This is a genomic window from Comamonas sp. UBA7840 (assembly GCF_002501455.1).
GTDB lineage: Bacteria > Pseudomonadota > Gammaproteobacteria > Burkholderiales > Burkholderiaceae_C > Comamonas > Comamonas jiangduensis.
Genome location: NZ_DLTI01000012.1, coordinates 119,043 through 138,123, shown reverse-complemented (window position 1 = coordinate 138,123; position 19,081 = coordinate 119,043). Strand labels below are relative to the sequence as shown.

The window sequence follows — 19,081 nt, the reverse complement described above, 5'->3', positions numbered from 1 at the left end:
TTGAAATTCGGAGGGTGGATGGTTGCATCGTTGTTGTCTCCTTGGGCCAGTCTGCCGCAAGCCACACGGGGGCGTAGGTATGCAGACAGCGCTGCCCCCACGCGCACAGAGCACCAACGTGATCGCGATCGCATCGTGCACTCCAGCGCCTTTCGGCGCTTGGTGTACAAAACCCAGGTGTTTGTGAACCATGAGGGTGACTTGTTCCGTACGCGCCTGACCCACTCACTGGAGGTTGCGCAGCTGGGTCGCTCCATCGCGCGGCCCTTGGGTTTGAACGAAGACTTGGTGGAAGCGATTTGCCTGGCCCACGACCTGGGGCACACTCCTTTCGGGCACGCTGGCCAAGATGAACTCAATGCCTGCATGCAAGACTTTGGTGGGTTTGAGCACAACCTGCAAAGTCTGCGGGTGGTGGATTACTTGGAAGAGCGCTATCCGCAATACGACGGTCTGAACCTGACCTTTGAAACGCGCGAAGGCATCTTGAAGCACTGCTCGCGTGCCAATGCCCTCAAGCTGGAGGCGCAAGAGCCCCACGGCGTAGCTGCACGCTTTTTGACAGGACAGCAAACTTCTCTGGAAGGGCAACTGGCGAATTTGGCCGATGCCATCGCCTACAACGCCCACGACGTGGACGATGGTGTGCGCTCCGGCCTCATCAGCTTGGAGCAACTGCAATCGGTGCCCTTGTTTGCCCACTTTTATACGCAGACGCTGGCTGAATACCCCCAACTGGCACAGCCCCACGCCCAGCGCCGACTGCTCTACGAAACCATTCGCCGCATGCTGAGTGCACAGGTGTATGACGTGATTCATACCACGCGCCTGCACATTGCCCAGGCTGGTGTGCAGCATGTGGATGATGTGCGTGCATACGGGCAACGACTGGTGCGCTTTAGCGATGCGATGCAGACGCAGTCCCAAGCGCTCAAGCACTTTCTATTTCATCATTTGTACCGCCACGAGCAGGTGATGCACACCATGGATGCCGCGCGCCAAATGGTGCGCGAACTGTTTGATGCGTACATGGCGCAGCCTTCCATGATGAAACCCCGGTTCGCCTGGCGAGCACAACAGGCCGCAAGCCCCGCTGCGCGAGCACGTGCAGTCGCAGATTTTGTGGCTGGCATGACAGACCGCTACGCAGCCAAAGAGCATGCGCGCATCACCGGGCAGCAACTGCTGCCTGCTGCGATGAATTAGAGAACTTGCGCTGGCGCAAGCGCCAATCACACTGTGGCCTGCAGCCAAGCTTGCGCTGGCGCAAGCGCCAATCACACTGTGGCCTGCAGCCAAGCCATGGGATGGCTAGAATCCGGGCCATAACACAAGAGGGGGCATGGTGCCCCCATTTGTTTTTAAGGGCGACACATGACCGATACCACCACCGAACTTTCCTACCCTGAAGACATCGTGATCGCTGACACGGTGTGTTGGCTGGAAAAGGCCGTGATTGGCTTGAACCTGTGCCCCTTTGCCAAAAGTGTGCATGTGAAAGGCCAAATCCACTACGTGGTGAGCCAGGCAACTGACGCTGAAGGTGTGGCCATAGATCTGCACCGCGAGCTGGAGGCGCTGGCTGAAATTTCGCCCGAAAAGCGAGACACCACCTTGCTCATCTTGCCTCATGCGTTGCAAGATTTTCTGGACTTTAATGACTTCACCGAGCTGGCGGATGATTTGGTCGAAGAGCTGGATTTGGGCGGTATTTTGCAGGTGGCATCGTTCCACCCCATGTTCCAGTTTGAAGGCACCGATGTGGACGATGTGACCAACTGCACCAATCGCGCGCCTTACCCCACATTGCATCTGATCCGGGAAGACAGCATCGACAAGGCTGTAGAAGCCTTCCCTGAAGCCGAGATGATTTACGAGCGCAATATGCAGGTGCTGCAAGATATGGGTATCGAAGGCTGGCTGGATCTGGATGTGGGCGCACGCTGCCCCATAGCTGCACGGGATGTGGGCGCTGCTGCGCAAGAGAAGAAGTAATGGCTAAGAACCACAAAATGGCCCAAGGAACGGGATCTGCAGCCGGAGGCAAAGCAGCCAAACCAGCGGCGCAAGATATTGCAGCGCAGTTGGATTTGAAGCCCGGACAAAGTATTGAACTGCTCAAGGCGCTGCACATCCTGACGCGCGACGGCAAGCTCAACCAGGACTCGCGCCGCAAGCTCAAGCAGGTCTATCACCTCTACCAATTCATTGAACCCATCCTGCAGGACCTGGGGCAGGGCGGCCAGCCCCTCACACTGGCGGACCATGGCGCTGGCAAATCCTACCTGGGCTTCATCCTGTATGACCTGTACTTCAAGGCCCAGGCGCAGGGCCATATCTACGGTATTGAAACCCGCGCGCCCTTGGTTGAGGCGTCGCAGAAGCTGGCGGCCGAGCTGGGCTTTGACCGCATGCATTTCCTGAACATGTCGGTGGCCGAATCCACGCGTGCCGACGCCATGCCCGAGCGCTTTGACGTGGTCACAGCGCTGCATGCCTGCGACACCGCCACAGACGATGCGATTGCGTTTGGGCTGGAAAAGAAGGCCAAGGCCATGGTGCTGGTGCCCTGCTGCCAGGCAGAAGTTGCCGCCTGCCTGCGCCAGACCAAGGCCATGAGCCTGTCGCGCACCCCTTTGGCCGAGCTGTGGCGCCACCCCATCCACACGCGGGAAATGGGCAGCCAGATCACCAACGTGCTGCGCTGCCTGTACCTGGAGGCCAGTGGCTACCAAGTAACAGTGACCGAACTGGTGGGCTGGGAGCACAGCATGAAGAACGAACTGATCGTGGCGCGCTACACCGGCCACAAGAAACGCAGCGCAGCCGAGCGCCTGCAACAGCTCCTGACTGAGTTCGGGCTGGAATCCCTGGCGCAGCAGCGCTTCAAAGTGGAGTTGCCCAGGAACGCAGCACCGGTCGAAGTGTAGTTTTTTACATACACTCGTCTGGCGTGCTGGAAATTTATTTAATTCCTAAAAAAATAGCAAGAAGCGCTTGAATTTAAAGGGTTTCAACATGAAAGATTGTTGAATCTCTTTAAATTCAAGCGCTTTTTGCTATCAAAAATGAATTTGATAAAAATTCTTCGACCACAAAGGCAATGTTTTACTTGGGATTTTCACTATCGATTGTGTGTAGTGATAGCTTTTTTGTTTGTGTAGGGTTTTTCCTGCATCAGCCTAAGAGAAAGGATGTGACCTAGATAAGCGGCTTGGAGATGGATGTATTTTTTTTCGTAAGTAAATTACAGTTTATGTAAATTTAAATCTAAGCCTTTTTCTGATTGGTTTTTTCAATCAGGCGGGGCCGTTGCAACTCACTAGAGAGCACTCTTATGAAAATGCGTCAACTTCCGCGCCTGATAGCTTCCTTGGGCTTAACCTCCCTGGCCGTAGGTGCCTGGGCCCAGCAGGCCGCTCCCGCAGCGGTGGCACAAGCTTTACCTGTAGCGCAGCCACAACTCAACCAGATCGTGGATCGTGCTATCACATCCCACCCCGAGATCATGGCCCGGTACCATGATTTTGTGTCTTCGCTGGAAGATCAGAACATTGCACGCGCTGGCTGGCGTCCGCAGGTGACCGCTTCGGGCTGGGTGGGCAAGGAATGGCGCAGCAACATTGAAAATGTGTCTTCCTACGACTGGAATCGTCCCGGCTGGAATCTCGAGTTGCGCCAGCTGATTTTTGATGCAGGGGCTACCACCAACCGCATTCGCCAGTTCGGCTTCGAGAAGCTGTCCAAGTACTACGACCTGCGCTCCACCACCAACGCCTTGGCCAATGAGGCTGTGGCGGCTTACCTCGATGTACAGCGTTATCGCAACATGCAGACCCTGGCGCAGGAGAACTTTTCCATGCACCAGACGACACTCAACCAACTGCGTGAGCGACAGCAGTCGGGCGTCGGGCGTGGTGTAGACATGGAACAGGCCAGCGGTCGCCTGTCGCTGGCGCAAACCAATCTGATGACCGAGAGCAACAACCTCAATGACGTCACCCAGCGCTACCGCCGTCTGGTCGGTGATTACCCGCCAGCACAGATGGAGCCCGTACCCGCTGCGGTAACCGGGTTGCCGGTGGTTGGCCAGACCAAGAACTTTGAGGATGCCTTGCGCGCCAATCCGACCATCCTGTCCAAGCAGGCCTTGGTGCAGGCGGCCGAGGCTGGTGAAAAGGTCGCCAAAGCTGCGTTTGCCCCTACCGTAGATCTGCGCGCTTCCACCGGCCGTGATCGCGAGCAGCCCGGTGCCTTGTACCGCGACGTGCAAAGCTCCCGCGTGCAGCTGATGCTGACGTATCCCCTGTACCGTGGTGGTGCAGACTCCGCACGCCTGCGCCAGACTGCTGCGCAAAACTATGCTGCTCGGGATGTGCGTGACTACACCTGCCGCAATGTGCAGCAAGAGCTTTCGATTGCCTGGAACAACATCCAGCGTTTGCGCCAGCAGTTGCCTTTCCTGCGCGAGCATGAGTTGTCGACCTCCAAAGTGCGCGTGGCTTACCAGCAGCAATTCAGCATTGGTCAGCGTTCGCTGCTGGACTTGCTGGACACCGAGAACGAGCTGTTTGATGCCCGCCGCGCGCTGCTGAACGCGGAGTACGACCTGAAGAAGGCTGAGTACTACTGGTTGACGCTGTCAAGCCAGGTGCTGCAGACCTTGGGCTTGGCACAGCCCTACAACGACAAGCAGCCAGATGAACAGCAAAACCTGGTCTTGCCGGACGATCCTGTGATGGCTTGCTCCGATGTGCTGCCTGACACAAGTAATTTGACCCCCGTGGCACTGCAGCAGACCGGTTCGACCGCGCCGCGCACAGCTAACTGATGACGTGCCCCCCTCCGCTGCAGGGGGGCATACAGCGCCCAAGCGAGGGAGGGCACTATGGCAACAAAAGATGTAAACGATAGGCCTCGTAAAGGCCGGCAAGACTTTTCAGCGCTGGATGATGATTTCATCCGGGTGTTGGAGGATTTGGTGGATGCTTTGCTGAGCAATGGCACGCTGCGATTGACGGATCTACCGCCCCAGGCGCTGGAAAAGCTCAATCGCCGCAAGCAAGTGCGTGAGCGTTTACGCAATTCGCTGGACTTACTGCCCGATGACGACGGTTTGATTTAACACGACAGATACCCTCCTATGGATACCTCCCAAGAGACCCTGTCGGCCCCTGATACGGTACATGCCGCAGACCGGCTCCCCCCGCACAGCACCCAAGACGATCCTTTGCTGGATTGCCTGGTGGAAGTCACCCGCATTCATGGCGCGCCGTACACCGCACAGGCGTTGAGCAATGGCTTGCCGTTGGAAAACAACCGCCTCACGCCATCTCTGCTGGAGCGTGCAGCCGCCCGCGCCAAGTTCAGCTCCCGCATTCTGCGGCGAGCGCTGCAGGGCATACCGACCGGATTGCTGCCAGCGATTGTGTTGCTGCATGACCGCCGCGCCGCCATCTTGCTGGAAGAACGCGAAGATGGTTCGTTCCTGCTGCAGTTCCCTGAGGTCAGCAGCCCGGTCGAGATGCCGGCGGAAGAACTGCAGGCCATCTACACCGGCTATCTTTGCTTTGTTCGGCCTCAGTTCCGCTTTGAAAAGCGGGCGTCGCAAGTGGTGGAAGGAAAGCAAGGGCACTGGTTCTGGTCCGCGGTGCTGGACAACAAGCGTCTATACCGGGATGCACTGTTGGCGGCAGTGCTCATTAATCTGTTTGCGCTGGCGATTCCCTTGTTCAGCATGAATGTGTATGACCGCGTGGTTCCCAACAATGCGGTGGAGACCCTGTGGGTGCTGGCCATCGGTGTGGGTTTGATCCTGTTCTTCAACTTTGTGCTTGCGACGGCCCGGGCCTATGTGGTTGATACCGCGAGCAAGCGCATCGACGTGCAGCTTTCAGCGCAAATCATGGAGCGTGTTCTGGATTTGCGCATGGAAAGTCGCCCCGCATCGGTGGGCTCCTTTGCAGCCAACTTGCGGTCGTTTGAATCCGTGCGCGACTTCATCGCCTCAGCCAGCCTCACCACCTTGGTGGATCTGCCGTTTGTGCTGCTGTTCTTGGTGGCATTAGCCTGGATTTCACCCTGGATGGTGCTGCCCCCAGTTGTGGCGATTGGGTTGGTTTTGCTGGTGTCATTCTTTGCGCAATCCAGCTTGGAGAGCTTGACGGTCAAGACGTTCCAGGCCACTTCACAACGGAATGCGCTGCTGGTGGAAGCACTGACCAATCTGGATGCCGTCAAGACCTTGAATGCCCAAGGCGGCGTGCAGCGGCTGTGGGAGAGTGCATCGCAGTACATTGCCCTGATAGGGGGCAAGATCAAGCTGATTTCCTCTGCTAATGTGAATTTCGTACAGGTGATGCAGCAACTGGTAACGGTGGCGGTCGTGGTCATCGGTGTGTATCTGGTGCAAGGGGCCCAGTTGTCGATGGGTGGGATCATTGCCGCCTCAATGATTGCCGGGCGTTGCATTTCTCCACTGGGGCAGGTCGCAGGCTTGATGATGCAGTACCACAATGCGCGCACTTCGCTGGCTTCTATCGACAATTACATGAAGATGCCCGTGGAGCATGGTGCCGACAAAGAGTTTGTGGCACGTCCCGTCATCAAGGGTGGGATTGAGTTTCGCCAAGTCAGCTTTACCTATCCCGGGCAGGCGCAGCCTGCTCTGACAGGTGTGAGCTTTCAGGTTCGCCCTGGTGAAAAAGTAGGGGTGATTGGCCGCATAGGCTCCGGAAAAACCACTCTGGAAAAGCTCATTCTGGGGTTGTACCAACCCACGGAGGGCGTGATCCTGGTTGATGGCGTGGATGTGCGCCAGATGGATCCAATTGATTTGCGGCGTTCCATCGGCCATGTGCCTCAGGACCCGATGCTCTTTTACGGCAGCCTCAAGCACAACCTGTTGGTGGGTGCTCCCTATGCCTCTGAAAGTGACATGCTGCATGCCGCACAGATCGCCGGCGTGGATGAGTTCGCTGCCGAGCATCCGAAAGGCTATGACATGGCGATTGGCGAGCGTGGCGAATCGTTGTCCGGGGGGCAGCGCCAGTCGATCGCTGTGGCCCGTGCATTGATTCAGGACCCTCCAATCCTGTTGCTGGATGAGCCCAGCAGCAATTTGGACAACCAAAGCGAAGCCTTGCTAAGACAACGTTTGCAGCGTGCCAGTGCAGACAAGACGATCATTTTGGTCACGCACAGAACCGCGCTGCTGGAGTTGGTTGACCGTCTGATTGTGATCGATTGCGGAAAAATCGTGGCAGATGGTGCCAAGGAGCAGGTGATCCAAGCACTCAAATCGGGTCGGATTGCTCGAGCAGGGGGGCGTACATGAAACAGCCTGAGAGCAAGTCAAACAGCTGGAAGCAGCGCTGGGAGAACTGGCTGGTGGAAGGCGATGCCAAAAAAGACACATTGGCGGCGTCTGATCTGGCGGCTGATGCGCAGTGGGCCGCCAGCCAGCAGCAGGCCAAGGGGTCGCGCATCTTGCTGTGGAGCTCCCTGCTTTGTGTGCTTGTGCTGTTGATCTGGGCCAGCCTGGGCTCTATCGATGAAGTGGTGCGTGGTCAGGGTAAGGTGGTGCCATCGCGGCAAGTGCAGGTGGTGCAAAGCCTAGATGGGGGGGTCGTAGAGGAAATTCTGGTGCGGCCCGGTCAAAGGGTGGACGCTGGGCAGGTATTGCTCCGGTTGGATCCTACGCGCTCGACGGCTTCGCTGGGGGAAAACAGGGCGGAGACCCTGGCGCTGAAAGCGAAGGCCGCACGCCTGGAGGCTCTGGCCACTGGAGAACCTTTCAAGGTCCCTGACGATGTGCTCAAGCAGGCCCCGCATGTGGTCGAGATGGAACGGCGGGTGTGGGAAAGCAAAAACCAAGAATTGCAGACTGCAGTCAGCATTGCACGAGACCAATTCAATCAGCGACAGCAGGAGTTGCGCGAAACCATGGCCAACCGTGATCAGGCTGCATCCAGCTGCAGCTTGACTTCTGAAGAGTTGCGGGTGACCAAGCCTTTGCTGAGCAGCGGCGCCGTGTCGGAAGTTGATCTGCTGCGCTTGCAGCGTGATGTCGCACGTTTTTGTGGTGAGGCCAAGGCTGCAGGTGCGCAGATCGGCCGCATCCAAGCAGCGATCCAGGAGGCCGAGCGCAAGGTGCAAGAGTCAGAGCTAAACGCACGCAACCTCGCCAGAGTGGAACTCTCGGAGACCCGGGGCAAGCTTTCGTCTTTGGAGCAGGGGCAGTTGGCGCTGCAGGATCGTGTCAAGCTGGCGGAAGTGCGCTCTCCGGTGCGGGGCACGGTCAACAACCTGATGGCCAACACCGTCGGTGGGGTGGTGCAGCCTGGCAAGGATATTCTGGATATTGTTCCGATGGATGACACCTTGCTGCTGGAAGTGCAGATCAATCCGAAAGATATCGGTTTTCTGCATTTTGGTCAGAAGGCAGAAGTCAAGTTCACAGCTTATGACTTTGCAATTTACGGGGGGCTGGCAGGCAAAGTGGAGCAAATTGCTGCCAACACGATCACCGACGAGAAAGGCAACTCTTTTTATATCGTGAAGGTGCGAACTGATCGTGCCCATGTGGGTGACGACTCGCGGCCGATCATTCCGGGCATGCAGGCGGAAGTTCATATCCTGACAGGGCAGCGCACCCTGATGCAGTACCTGCTTAAACCTATTTTGCGGGCCAAAGCAAATGCTTTCACAGAGCGTTGAGCTTGCTCTTCAAGCACGCGAGGAAAAGATGCAAGTACAGCCTATTTTGGTGGTGACACAGGACGCTGGTTTATGGCAGAGCTGGCAGTTATTGGCGCAATCTGGCAAGACGCCATATCGCGGAGTGGGCATGCAAGACATGCTCAATTGGAAAAATCGAGGGCATCGGCTGGTGATTGTGGATATGGCGCTCCTGAAGCAAGGCTGCGCGGAGGAACAATGGTCGACGTACTTTGATGGGCTTTGTGTGCTGGTGCTGAGTGCTCATATGTGCGACGCTGAAGGGCAGTTGGTGCTAGCCAAGGGGGCTAGTGGCTATGCCCATAGTCACTCGCCTATGGAGTCTTTAGCACTGATTGTTAGCAGCTTGGAGAGTGGCGCCATCTGGTTAGGGCGCAGCTTGCTGCAGAAGATGCTTCACGATATTGACCAACGCTTGCCAGTGGCTACGGACAATCATTGGGCACAACCACTTTCCGCTCGAGAGGCAGAAGTGGCTCGATTGGCTGCTATGGGGCACAGCAACGCGGAAATCGCCCAAAAGCTATTGATCACCGAGAGAACCGTGCGTGCTCATTTGTCGGCAGTGTTTGTTAAGCTGCAGGTGGATGATCGTCTCCAATTGGCACTCAAGGTCCACGGTATTCGCCGTTAGTACTTTGATGGACTTGTAGGATAAGTGCTGGTTTTAATTGGCTAGTGTTTGGAATGCGCTGCCGAAACTACCTGAACTCGTGTGCGTTGGCATCAAGCCGGATGGTGTATTGGCTTCACGGCCAATAGCTTTGCAAGTGTTTGGTTCTTAGTATTTCTCCAAGGATGGCGCATCCGCGTCAGTGATCTCGATATTTTTGGAGAAATGTCATGGCCAATACTTTTGCATTGATCACCAAGCTGGAAGGGCAAGCTTGGATTCGTGACGCTGACGGCAATCTGCAGCCTCTGCGGGTCGGAATGCGTATCCCGATGGACGCAGAAATCATCACTGCTGCGGGGGCGAAACTGGCTTTGCAAGGTGGAGAAAACGGAACCTTGCAAGTCGCTGAAAGCCAGCAGCTGAAATTGACTGAGGATCTGTTTAAAACCGCAGATCCTACTGAATCCGCACTAACAAATCCTGCGGATGCGGACGTCAATGCATTGATCACAGCATTGAATCAGGGCCAGGATCCCCTGGCTCAGTTGGATCCCACTGCAGCAACTCTGGCTGGCGGGGATGGCGCGGGCAGCACTTATGTGCGCCTGTCCAGTGTGATTGAGAACACAACGCCCCTTGCACTGCAATATCCACGCTCTGTGGCGGCACAAACAGCAGATTTCATTTCCGGTGGGGTGATTGAGCCCGAAGCACCTGCGCCCCAGGCTGGGGTCGGTGGTGATGCCAAGTCTGTCTATGAAGCAGGTTTGAATCAAGAGGCCACCACTGAAACCACCAGCGGTAGCATCGCCGTGAGTGCCAGCGATGGCATCAGCTCCATCACGATTGGTGGCGTGAGCTTCACCTTGGCCCAGCTGTTGGGAGATGTCGGTTTGCTGCCATCCGTGAATACGGGTGAAGGAACTCTTCGAATCACGGGATACACCCCGGGGGCCAACAACCAAGCAGGCACGGTCAGCTACGAATACACACTGAATGAGGCACAGCCGCATGCACCGGGGGCAGGCAACAACACCCTGGAGGACCCGGTAGAAGTCACAGTGACGGGCAGCTCAGGCAGCACGGCAAGCGGAAGCATCGTGATCACCATCGTGGACGACGTGCCGGTGGCGGCAGTGGATACGGGCAGTGTGANNGAAGTCGACCACGCTGACCATTGATGTGGCGAACGTGACAGGCACGCCCACGCCCACAACGGGGGGGCAGGTCTCTGAGAGCGGGCTGGCGGCAAACGCAGCCACTGGCACCTTCGATGGTACGGCGACAGGCACGGGCACCAATGTGCTAACGGGGCAGGTACTGAACTTGGCTGCGGGCTGGACGGCGCAGGCGCAAACGGGCAGCGGCACGTATGGCACCTTCACGGTCAATGCCAACGGGACCTACAGCTACACCTTGACCCAGCGTACCCAAGACGGTGCAGGCGTTGAGACAGACAGCTTCAGCTATACGGCCAAGGATGCCAATGGCAACTCCGTGATCAACACCGTGACCATCACCATCGTGGACGACGTGCCGGTGGCGGCAGTGGATACGGGCAGTGTGACGGAGGGTGCGCTGCTGACGAAGACTGCGGCACAAGGTGTGCTGAGCAACGACAAGTCGGGAGCGGACGGATGGGAGAGCACAGGCGCTGTGGTGGGCGTGGTCAAGGGCAGCAATACCAGTGTGGACACTCAAACCGGGGTGAACACAGCGATCCTGGGTCAGTACGGCACGTTGACGCTGCAAGCGGACGGCAGCTACACCTACAAGGCCAACGCAGATGCCATCACGAGCAATGTGCAGGACATCTTCACGTACACCGTCAAGGATGCGGACGGCGATCTGAAGTCGACCACGCTGACCATCAACGTGGCCGATGTGAACCAAACGCCCGTAGTCAATGACATCGAACATTCTGCACCGGAGAGCAGTCGTACAGAGACTAAGAGCAATGTGGTTCTTACAATTGATCTTTCCGGTAGCATGGATTACTCATCCGGGGTTCCTGGTAAGACTCGGCTTGACTTGGTCAAAGAGGCCGTTTCAGAGCTTCTGAATTCCGGCAGCGTGAATGCCGTATTCATTACTACGTTTTCATCCAGTGGGTATGCCACCAACAATAACGCTTTGAATGGCGGTCAGTGGTACACCGCTGCACAGTTGCAGCAAGCTATTTTGGCTGTGAATGCACTGAGTGCAAATGGTGGTACCAACTACGATGGCGCACTAACCAGTGTGATGAATTATGTAAATGCTGCGGGAGCTTTCCCTGGCGGAGCGGGGAAAAATGTTTCTGTCTTCATGTCCGATGGGGAGCCCTTGAATGGCGCGGTTGGAACTACCAAAGAAACCCAATGGATTAATTGGCTTAACTCCAAAAACTTTAGTGATGCGTACGCAATTGGTTTTGGCGGAGTGACTTCTACAAACGCCAATAACTTGGAGCCCATTGCTTGGAAGGCGGGTGAAGTACAGGGCACCAATACGACTGCAGCCCAAGATGATCACGTCATCCTCAGCGATGTGACCGCACTCAAGGATGCGCTTTTGCAGACGGTACTGTCTCCCGGCGCTGTATTGACTGGAGACCTGAAAGTTGAAGGGGGTAATACGTCAGGTGATGGGTGGAACTCCACTGGAGGTGCTGTCGTTGGTGTGGTCACCTTTGGTGCGCAAAGCCATACATTCACCAGTGCAACTGATACCTTTACCTTTGATCTGGGAGCAGTTGGTAAGGTGATCTTCAAAGGGGATGGCACATATACCTTTACAGCAAACAACGCTACGGATGTAAACGCTGCGCTGTCTGCTGCACTCACCTATACCCTGAAGGACGTAGATGGCTCTGTCTCTAATCCTGCCAAGTTGGTCTTTACCTTGACAGATCGCAGTGAGGTGTCTGCCACCGATGACTCAAATACTGGCCAAGCGTCAGTGACTTTCTCCACGCAGACTAATGAGGGGGGCACTACACCCTATGCACAGAGTTTTAATACCAATACAAATGGCGCTTGGGCCTTCAATACCAGCAGTGGTGGTAACAATAGGGTGGTGGATCAAAATCGAAGCATTATTAATGCTTATAACCAAGATGCCACGTTGAACGGTAATGGGGCTAAATGGCTGGTCACCTCGTATAACGATAATACGCTTGATGCTCAGCCACGGAGTTCAAATAGTGTTTTGCGTTTGACAGACAACAATGGCAACTCCAACGGAGATGCTCAGTTAATTACGCCGCAGTTCACAACCACTCAGGCTGGTCAGAAATTCACCTTCAGCCTGACTTCCGGGAACTACAGTAATACCGCAGATACAGTGAGCTGGGCGCTTTACAAGGCAACAACAGTTGGTGGTGTTACCACATGGGCTGTCGTAGAGCAGGCAGTTTTGAACACTTCGCTTACTAGCAATGCCCAAGGAACAGGGACAGGAAATATCCAGACAGGGGTGCTTGAACAAGACGCCACTTACCGCTTGGTCGTGACGGCGCACGACGGTACGAGTAGCGGTGGTAATTACTACGTCAATTTGGATGATTTCGGCTTGAAAAATGCCGACACTACTTCGATTGTTGCTACGTCAGTCGCTAACGCATCGGGGAATGTGCTGGCTAATGATCTTCCTGGCTCTGAAGGTGCAAGTTTGTATGTGGGTAGTACCAAGGTGGGCGCGGCAGGCCTGGATCTAGTTGGAAGCTATGGTACGTTGCACCTTAATGCCGACGGCAGCTACACCTATACGACTAAGTCACCAGCAAGCGGAGACTCGTACCATGAGACGCAAAAGGATGTCTTTGAGTACCAATTGAAGCAGGCCGATGGTGATACTGCGACAGCCAATTTGGTTATTACGGTGAGCGCCAGCGGGGAAGGTGTATTGCCTGGAAGCGCACCAGAAACACCCGTTACCCCTACACCACTGCCAGGGCATGAAATTCTTGCATCTACGGGTCTGGACACCTTGGTGGGCACCGCGGGTGATGATCTTTTCACCTGGCATTCGGGGACTCAGAGCGCCTCGGTTGATGTCGTGAAGGGTTTCGGCAGTGCTGGCAACGATAAGCTGGTATTGGGTGATTTGTTGCAAGGCGAAGAGCACACCAGTGACTTGAGCAAATTCTTGCATTTTGAGACGCAGGCTGGTACAGCAGGCACTGTGAATACAGTGATCAAGGTCTCGACTTCTGGGAGTTTGGCTGCAGACGGTAGTGGCTACAACCAGCAGATTGTGGTGGAGGGGGTGGACTTGACAGGGACAAGCCATGACCAAAACACCATGATCAAAGATCTGATCGACCAAGGCAAACTCAAGCTCGATCACAGCTGATTAGGCGCCAATTGGATTGCAGAGCGTAAGCCGACTGTGCATCAATGAAGCGGGTAGACCGTGAGGAGCGCGAAAGCGCTCCTCATCATCCCGGGCGCATGCTTTGGCACGCGCCCTTTTTTCATGAGCAATCGGGCCATGCACAATGGCGGCTACGTGAAATAAGAGGTTCCATGGTGCCTGAGCGTTCTTCTAGCAATATCCATAGCCTGCGTCGGAGGTCGCTGCTTGCATGTGCAGTAGCGATGGTGGGCTGTTGGGCATTGCGCGGCGCGCAGGCCTGGGATGAATCCCTGCTGCACAGCCAGATGGCATCGCGCTATGGCGAGGCTGGTGTGCGGCGGTTGCAAGCCTGGCTGCGGCTCTTGCAGGCGCAGCAAGCAGAAAACCCGCCCCAGCAGTTGGTGGCGATCAATGACTTCTGGAATGTGAATGTTCTGGCGGGGGTGGATCAGAACATCTGGCATGAAGCCGATTACTGGGCAACGCCGCTGGAGAGCTTGGGCAAAGGAAGTGGTGACTGTGAGGATTTCGTCATTGGCAAGTACTTCTCTTTGATTCGGCTGGGGATGCCAGGGCGGCAGATGCGCTTCATTTATGTGCGTGCACGTGTTGGCGGGCTGGGTAGCACGCAAAGCGTTGCGCACATGGTGCTCGGTTTTTATGCCACCCCGCAGGCGGATCCCTTGGTGCTGGATAACTTGGTGCCTGGCATTCAAAAAGCCAGCCAGCGGACAGACCTGACTCCTGTTTTTAGTTTTGATGCTGAAGCGGTCTACGTCAACGGCGCGCGTTCGGCTTCTTCCGAGCGTATCAACCGTTGGCAAAACCTGTTGGTGCGCATGCGCCAAGAAGGGTTTGAAATATGAAGATGAAGTCCATGTCGTTGCTGCGGCAATTGTTGCTCAGCCTGTCGCTCGCTTTGCTGGGTATTTTGGCGGGTACGTTGGCGCTGAACTTGAGCGGTGCACGGAGTTATCTGAGCGAGCAATTGCAAAGTCAAAGTGAGAACGCGATCACTGCCTTGGCACTGTCTTTGTCACAGCCTGCCAGCCAAGACCCTGCTATGCAGGAGCTGCTGATGTCTGCGTTGTTTGATACGGGACAATTTGAGTCTGTGCGCATGCTCTCGCCAGAGGGCGTGCTGGTGTTTGAACGCCAGCAGGCCGCATCCAGCGCTGCGGCCCAGGTGCCTGGCTGGTTTCAGCGCCTTATGCCTGTACCACGCGCTCATTCGGAGCGCACGGTCAGCAATGGTTGGAACCAGCTGGGTCGGGTCGCGGTCACGGTGGACAACCAAGTGGCTCAGCAAGTGCTGTGGCACAGCAGCTTGAAGATGACGGCGCTGATCGTGGGTGCAGGGTTGGCGTGGGCTTGCTTTGTCGGGCTGCTGCTGCGTTGGTTCAAGCGTGTGCTCAAAGACTCCGTGGAGAGCGAAGTGATGCGCATTGGGGCGGACGAGGCCGATGCTGCAGTGCAAGTGCCGCAGGTGCCTGAACTGGCGGGCGTTGCTACGGCGATTCACGATGCACGCTCACGTGTGCAACAGAAGGACAGGGCACAGCGAGATCGCATTGAAAGCCTGGAGTTGGAGACCAATTCCGACGCCATCACCCAGTTGCCCAACCGGAAATACTTTGTGAACGAGCTGAAAAAAGCCTTGCAACAGGGCGGGCAGACGCATGGTCATGTGTTGCTGATGCGGCTGCGTGACCTGCAGGCGCTCAACAGCACGCGCCCCAGAGAGCAAGTCGACGAATGGCTGCACGGTATTGCGCAGCAATTGTGCGAACAGCTGCGCACACGTGGACTGCAGCAGGTGCAAATTGCCCGCTTGAACGGCAGTGACTTTGCCGTGCTGTTCTCGCAAATGACGGGCATGTCGGTGATGCAAGAGGTGCAGCAACTGCGCCAACTGCTGCAGTCACTGCGCTTGCGTCTTGACGATGGTCAGTGGTCGCGCAACGCTTTTTCGCTCACTGCCTATACGGATGGTGACCACATCGGGGATGTGCTGTCGCGGCTGGACCAAGGCCTGATGCAGGCCGAAAGTGCAGGGCATGGCGAGGTGGAATATGCCGAACCCAGCGTAGCGGGCCACGCCATCTACCAGCCAGGAGAAGGTCAGTGGCAAACGATGTTGGGCCAAGCTTTGCAGCACGCCGATCGGTTGAGCGTGGCGGTGCAGGCTGCGACCTATGCATCGCTGGTGGATACACGGGTGCTGCATGAAGCGGGGCTGGAGCTGCATGAGGCGGGTGGCAAAACGATGGGTGCCGCATTGTTCTTGCCTGCGGCGGTGCGTTTGGGCTTGTCGGCGGAATACGACTTGAAAGCGGTGCAACTGGGCTTGCAGTGGCTGGCATTGCAGCCCAAGCACCATTTGGTGGTGCGTATTTCACAGCCGTCGCTGGAGCAGGGCGATTTCTTGGAGCGGCTCAGCGCTCAACTGCAGGCGAAAGGTTGGTGCGAGGTATTGCCGCAGCTGACTTTGGAGTTGGATGCTTTTGCGCTGGAAGTGGCCCCGCTCAAGGCACTGCAATTTTGCGAAGTGGTCACCCAGGCCGGTGCCGGTGTGGGGCTGCGCCGCCTGGATCAGGCACCCAAGGCGCTGGTGCAACTGCCCAAGTTACAGCTGCAGTATGTGAAGCTGGGCGGGCTTTTTGCGGAGCAAGCCATGGCCAACATGGGGGGGCGGCATTTGCTCGAAGCCATGCTGAGCACGGCGCAAGACCAGCACGCCAGCGTGTTGATTACCGACGCTGTGCCGTCCAATGCCGCAGATTGGTTGCGCTTCAAGGGCGCTAGTTTGCTGGTGATGGCTGGGTAAAAAGATAGCTGCTGGCGCTGGTGCAGAAAGCATTTCAGATGGATTCATATCTGAAACACTGAATAGCCAAGCGCTGGCAGCTATCACATAAAAAACGCCGATGGCGCAAGGCACATCGGCGATCAAAAGGGAGGAGATTCAACGACGGCCTGCTGGCCGCCGGCCGGGCGCTTAAACCTCTGCGCCAGACTCTTTCACCACCTTGCCCCACTTGGCGGCTTCCGACTTGATGAAAGCGTCAAATTGGGCGGGCGTTTCGATGACCACTTCACCACCTTGGTCCGCAATCTTCTTGGATACGGCGGGGTCCTTGAGCACCTTGGTCAGGCTGGCGTGCAGCTTGTCCAGAACGGGTTGGGGCGTGCCGGCTACCGACCACAGGCCAAACCACGAAGTGGCTTCATAACCGGGAACACCCGCTTCTGCGATGGTGGGCACATCGGGCAGCTCGGGCGAGCGCTTGGCCGTGGTCACCGCAATCGGGCGCAACTTGCCCGAGCGCACGTGCTGGATGGCCGAAGGCATGTTGTCAAACATGATGGCGATCTGGTTGCCCAGCAGGTCAGAAATAGCCGGAGCGCTGCCCTTGTAAGGCACGTGGGTCAGCTCAACGCCGGTCATGCTCTGGAACAGCGCGCCCGATACGTGGGGCGATGCGCCAGAACCGGGGGAGCCGTACGTGATCTCATTGGGGTGCTTCTTGCCGTACTCGATCATCTCCTTGACGGTCTTGTACGGGCGGCTGGGGTGCGCCACCAGCAGGTTGGGCACATTCGCCACACGGCTCAGTGGTGTGAAATCCTTGATGGGATCGTAAGGCAGCTTTTTGTACAGCGCCTGGTTGATGGCGTGCGTGCCCACGGTGCCCATGAACAAGGTGTAGCCATCAGCCTTGGCGCGGGCTGCTTGCTGCGCGCCAATGTTGCCGCCTGCACCGGGCTTGTTCTCAATGATGATGGTCTGGCCCAGCTCTTGGCCCAGTGCTTGGCCCACGATGCGTGCAAGGATGTCCGTGGTGCCTCCTGCAGAGAAGGGCACCACCATGGTCAAAGGCTTGTTGGGGTAGCCGTCTTGGGCCACGGCGGCGCCCATGCCGGTGGCCAGCAATGCGGCAGCGGCCAAAGTTTTGATACCAGTGCGGCGAGTGAATGTCTTGAGAGTCAACATCAACGTCTCCTTAAAAATAGATGTTTGGTGGTGAAGCCACACCCGTGCACACCCTGCAGGTGCGCGTTGTAGGAGTCCGGGGTGTGTTGGTGGCCGGGCATGCGTGGCACGGCCATCCGAGGCAGCGAAGTAGGTAGAGGCCTGGGCCCCTACACCTGCTGGTGAAAAGGTTTTCAGACCTTTTCGAGGATCACGGCAATGCCCTGGCCCACGCCGATGCACATGGTGCACAGCGCGTAGCGGCCACCCAGCGTGTGCAGCTGGTTCACGGCCGTGGTGGCCAGGCGCGCACCCGAGGCACCCAAGGGGTGGCCCAGAGCGATGGCGCCGCCCCACTGGTTCACGCGCGGGTCGTTGTCGGCAATGCCCAGGTCGCGCAGCACGGCCAGGCCTTGGGCGGCAAAGGCTTCGTTCAGCTCGATCACGTCCATGTCGGCCAGGCTCAGGCCGGTCTGGGCCAGCACCTTGCGTACGGCGGGTGCCGGGCCAAAGCCCATGATGCGGGGCGCCACACCGGCAGTCGCCATGCCCACCACGCGGGCGCGGGGCACCAGGTTGTACTGCTGGGCGGCTTCGGCATTGGCCAGCAGCAGGGCGCAGGCGCCGTCGTTCACGCCAGAAGCATTGCCAGCGGTCACGGTGCCGTCAGGGCGTACCACACCTTTGAGCTTGGCCAGTGCCTCGATGGTGGTGGCACGGGGGTGCTCGTCTTGGCTCACCACAATCGCGTCACCCTTCTTTTGAGGGATGGTGACGTTGACGATTTCCTTGGCCAAATAACCGGCCGCAATCGCAGCCGCCGCCTTTTGCTGGGAAGCCAGTGCCATGCGGTCTTGCGCTTCGCGCTCGATCTTGAAGTCGTCGGCCACGTTCTCGGCCGTTTCGGGCATGGAGTCCACGCCGTACTGCTGCTTCATCAGCTTGTTCACAAAGCGCCAGCCGATGGTGGTGTCGTACACCGCGTTGTTGCGGCTGAAGGCGGTTTCGGCCTTGGGCATGACAAACGGGGCGCGGCTCATGGATTCCACACCGCCGGCAATCATCAGGCGCGCTTCACCGGATTTGATGGCGCGCGCGGCGGAGCCGACGGCGTCCAGACCCGAGCCGCACAGGCGGTTGATGGTGGCACCGGGCACGTCAATCGGCAGGCCGGCCAGCAGGCTGGACATGCGGGCCACGTTGCGGTTGTCTTCACCGGCTTGGTTGGCGTTGCCGTACAGCACATCATCCACAGCGGCCCAGTCCACGCCGGGGTTGCGCTCCATCAGGGCCTTGATGGGCAGCGCGCCCAGGTCGTCCGCGCGCACGCTGGACAGCGCGCCGCCGTAGCGGCCAAAGGGGGTGCGGATGGCGTCGCAGATGAAAGCTTCGGGTGCAGTGCTCATGGTGTGTCT

The 19,081-nt window shown here is 57.3% G+C and carries 14 protein-coding genes; 12 read left to right on the top strand and 2 right to left on the bottom strand.

Annotation, left to right across the window (positions count from 1 at the left end; genetic code table 11):
* Nucleotides 1-18 precede the first annotated feature (18 nt).
* The 12 genes from B3R00_RS02885 (at nucleotide 19) to B3R00_RS02830 (ending at nucleotide 16,520) form a co-directional block, all read left to right on the top strand.
* Nucleotides 19-1,206: a deoxyguanosinetriphosphate triphosphohydrolase gene (locus B3R00_RS02885; protein ID WP_286997321.1), complete on the top strand. Its 1,188-nt coding sequence runs from the start codon at nucleotides 19-21 to the stop codon at nucleotides 1,204-1,206.
* 168 nt (nucleotides 1,207-1,374) lie between these two features.
* On the top strand, nucleotides 1,375-1,995 hold the full coding sequence (locus B3R00_RS02880; RefSeq protein WP_286997320.1) for a DUF1415 domain-containing protein: 621 nt from the start codon (nucleotides 1,375-1,377) through the stop codon (nucleotides 1,993-1,995).
* Nucleotides 1,995-2,930 carry a class I SAM-dependent methyltransferase gene (locus B3R00_RS02875; protein ID WP_376747637.1) on the top strand — a complete coding sequence of 312 codons (936 nt, stop codon included), beginning with the start codon at nucleotides 1,995-1,997 and terminating at the stop codon, nucleotides 2,928-2,930. The genes B3R00_RS02880 and B3R00_RS02875 overlap by 1 nt, the downstream gene beginning before the upstream one ends.
* A 407-nt stretch (nucleotides 2,931-3,337) precedes the next feature.
* A complete protein-coding gene (locus tag B3R00_RS02870) occupies nucleotides 3,338-4,831 on the top strand; it encodes a TolC family outer membrane protein (protein ID WP_286997318.1) in 1,494 nt (497 codons plus the stop codon).
* Nucleotides 4,832-4,888: 57 nt separating this feature from the next.
* On the top strand, nucleotides 4,889-5,125 hold the full coding sequence (locus B3R00_RS02865) for a hypothetical protein (protein ID WP_286997317.1): 237 nt from the start codon (nucleotides 4,889-4,891) through the stop codon (nucleotides 5,123-5,125).
* Nucleotides 5,126-5,143: 18 nt separating this feature from the next.
* Nucleotides 5,144-7,336 carry a type I secretion system permease/ATPase gene (locus tag B3R00_RS02860; RefSeq protein WP_286997315.1) on the top strand — a complete coding sequence of 731 codons (2,193 nt, stop codon included), beginning with the start codon at nucleotides 5,144-5,146 and terminating at the stop codon, nucleotides 7,334-7,336.
* Entirely contained in the window at nucleotides 7,333-8,718 is a 1,386-nt protein-coding gene (locus B3R00_RS02855; protein WP_286997313.1) for an HlyD family type I secretion periplasmic adaptor subunit, read from the top strand. The genes B3R00_RS02860 and B3R00_RS02855 overlap by 4 nt, the downstream gene beginning before the upstream one ends.
* The gene (locus B3R00_RS02850) at nucleotides 8,699-9,373 is read left to right on the top strand and encodes a helix-turn-helix transcriptional regulator (RefSeq protein WP_286997312.1); all 675 of its coding nucleotides are present in this window, start codon (nucleotides 8,699-8,701) and stop codon (nucleotides 9,371-9,373) included. The genes B3R00_RS02855 and B3R00_RS02850 overlap by 20 nt, the downstream gene beginning before the upstream one ends.
* A 209-nt stretch (nucleotides 9,374-9,582) precedes the next feature.
* Nucleotides 9,583-10,536 (top strand): retention module-containing protein, encoded by a 954-nt coding sequence (locus B3R00_RS02845; protein WP_286997310.1) that lies wholly within the window; start codon nucleotides 9,583-9,585, stop codon nucleotides 10,534-10,536.
* Nucleotide 10,537: 1 nt separating this feature from the next.
* A complete protein-coding gene (locus B3R00_RS02840; protein ID WP_286997309.1) occupies nucleotides 10,538-13,690 on the top strand; it encodes an Ig-like domain-containing protein in 3,153 nt (1,050 codons plus the stop codon).
* Nucleotides 13,691-13,935: 245 nt separating this feature from the next.
* Nucleotides 13,936-14,559: a transglutaminase-like cysteine peptidase gene (locus tag B3R00_RS02835; RefSeq protein WP_219163698.1), complete on the top strand. Its 624-nt coding sequence runs from the start codon at nucleotides 13,936-13,938 to the stop codon at nucleotides 14,557-14,559.
* Nucleotides 14,556-16,520, top strand: a complete 1,965-nt coding sequence (locus B3R00_RS02830; protein ID WP_286997308.1) for a bifunctional diguanylate cyclase/phosphodiesterase — start codon at nucleotides 14,556-14,558, stop codon at nucleotides 16,518-16,520. The genes B3R00_RS02835 and B3R00_RS02830 overlap by 4 nt, the downstream gene beginning before the upstream one ends.
* A gap of 171 nt (nucleotides 16,521-16,691) precedes the next feature.
* Here the strand turns inward: B3R00_RS02830 and B3R00_RS02825 are convergent, their stop codons facing one another.
* Nucleotides 16,692-17,687 carry a Bug family tripartite tricarboxylate transporter substrate binding protein gene (locus B3R00_RS02825; protein WP_286997306.1) on the bottom strand — a complete coding sequence of 332 codons (996 nt, stop codon included), beginning with the start codon at nucleotides 17,685-17,687 and terminating at the stop codon, nucleotides 16,692-16,694.
* Nucleotides 17,688-17,860: 173 nt separating this feature from the next.
* Nucleotides 17,861-19,072, bottom strand: a complete 1,212-nt coding sequence (gene pcaF, locus B3R00_RS02820) for a 3-oxoadipyl-CoA thiolase (protein WP_286997305.1) — start codon at nucleotides 19,070-19,072, stop codon at nucleotides 17,861-17,863.
* Between the last annotated feature and the right edge of the window lie 9 nt (nucleotides 19,073-19,081).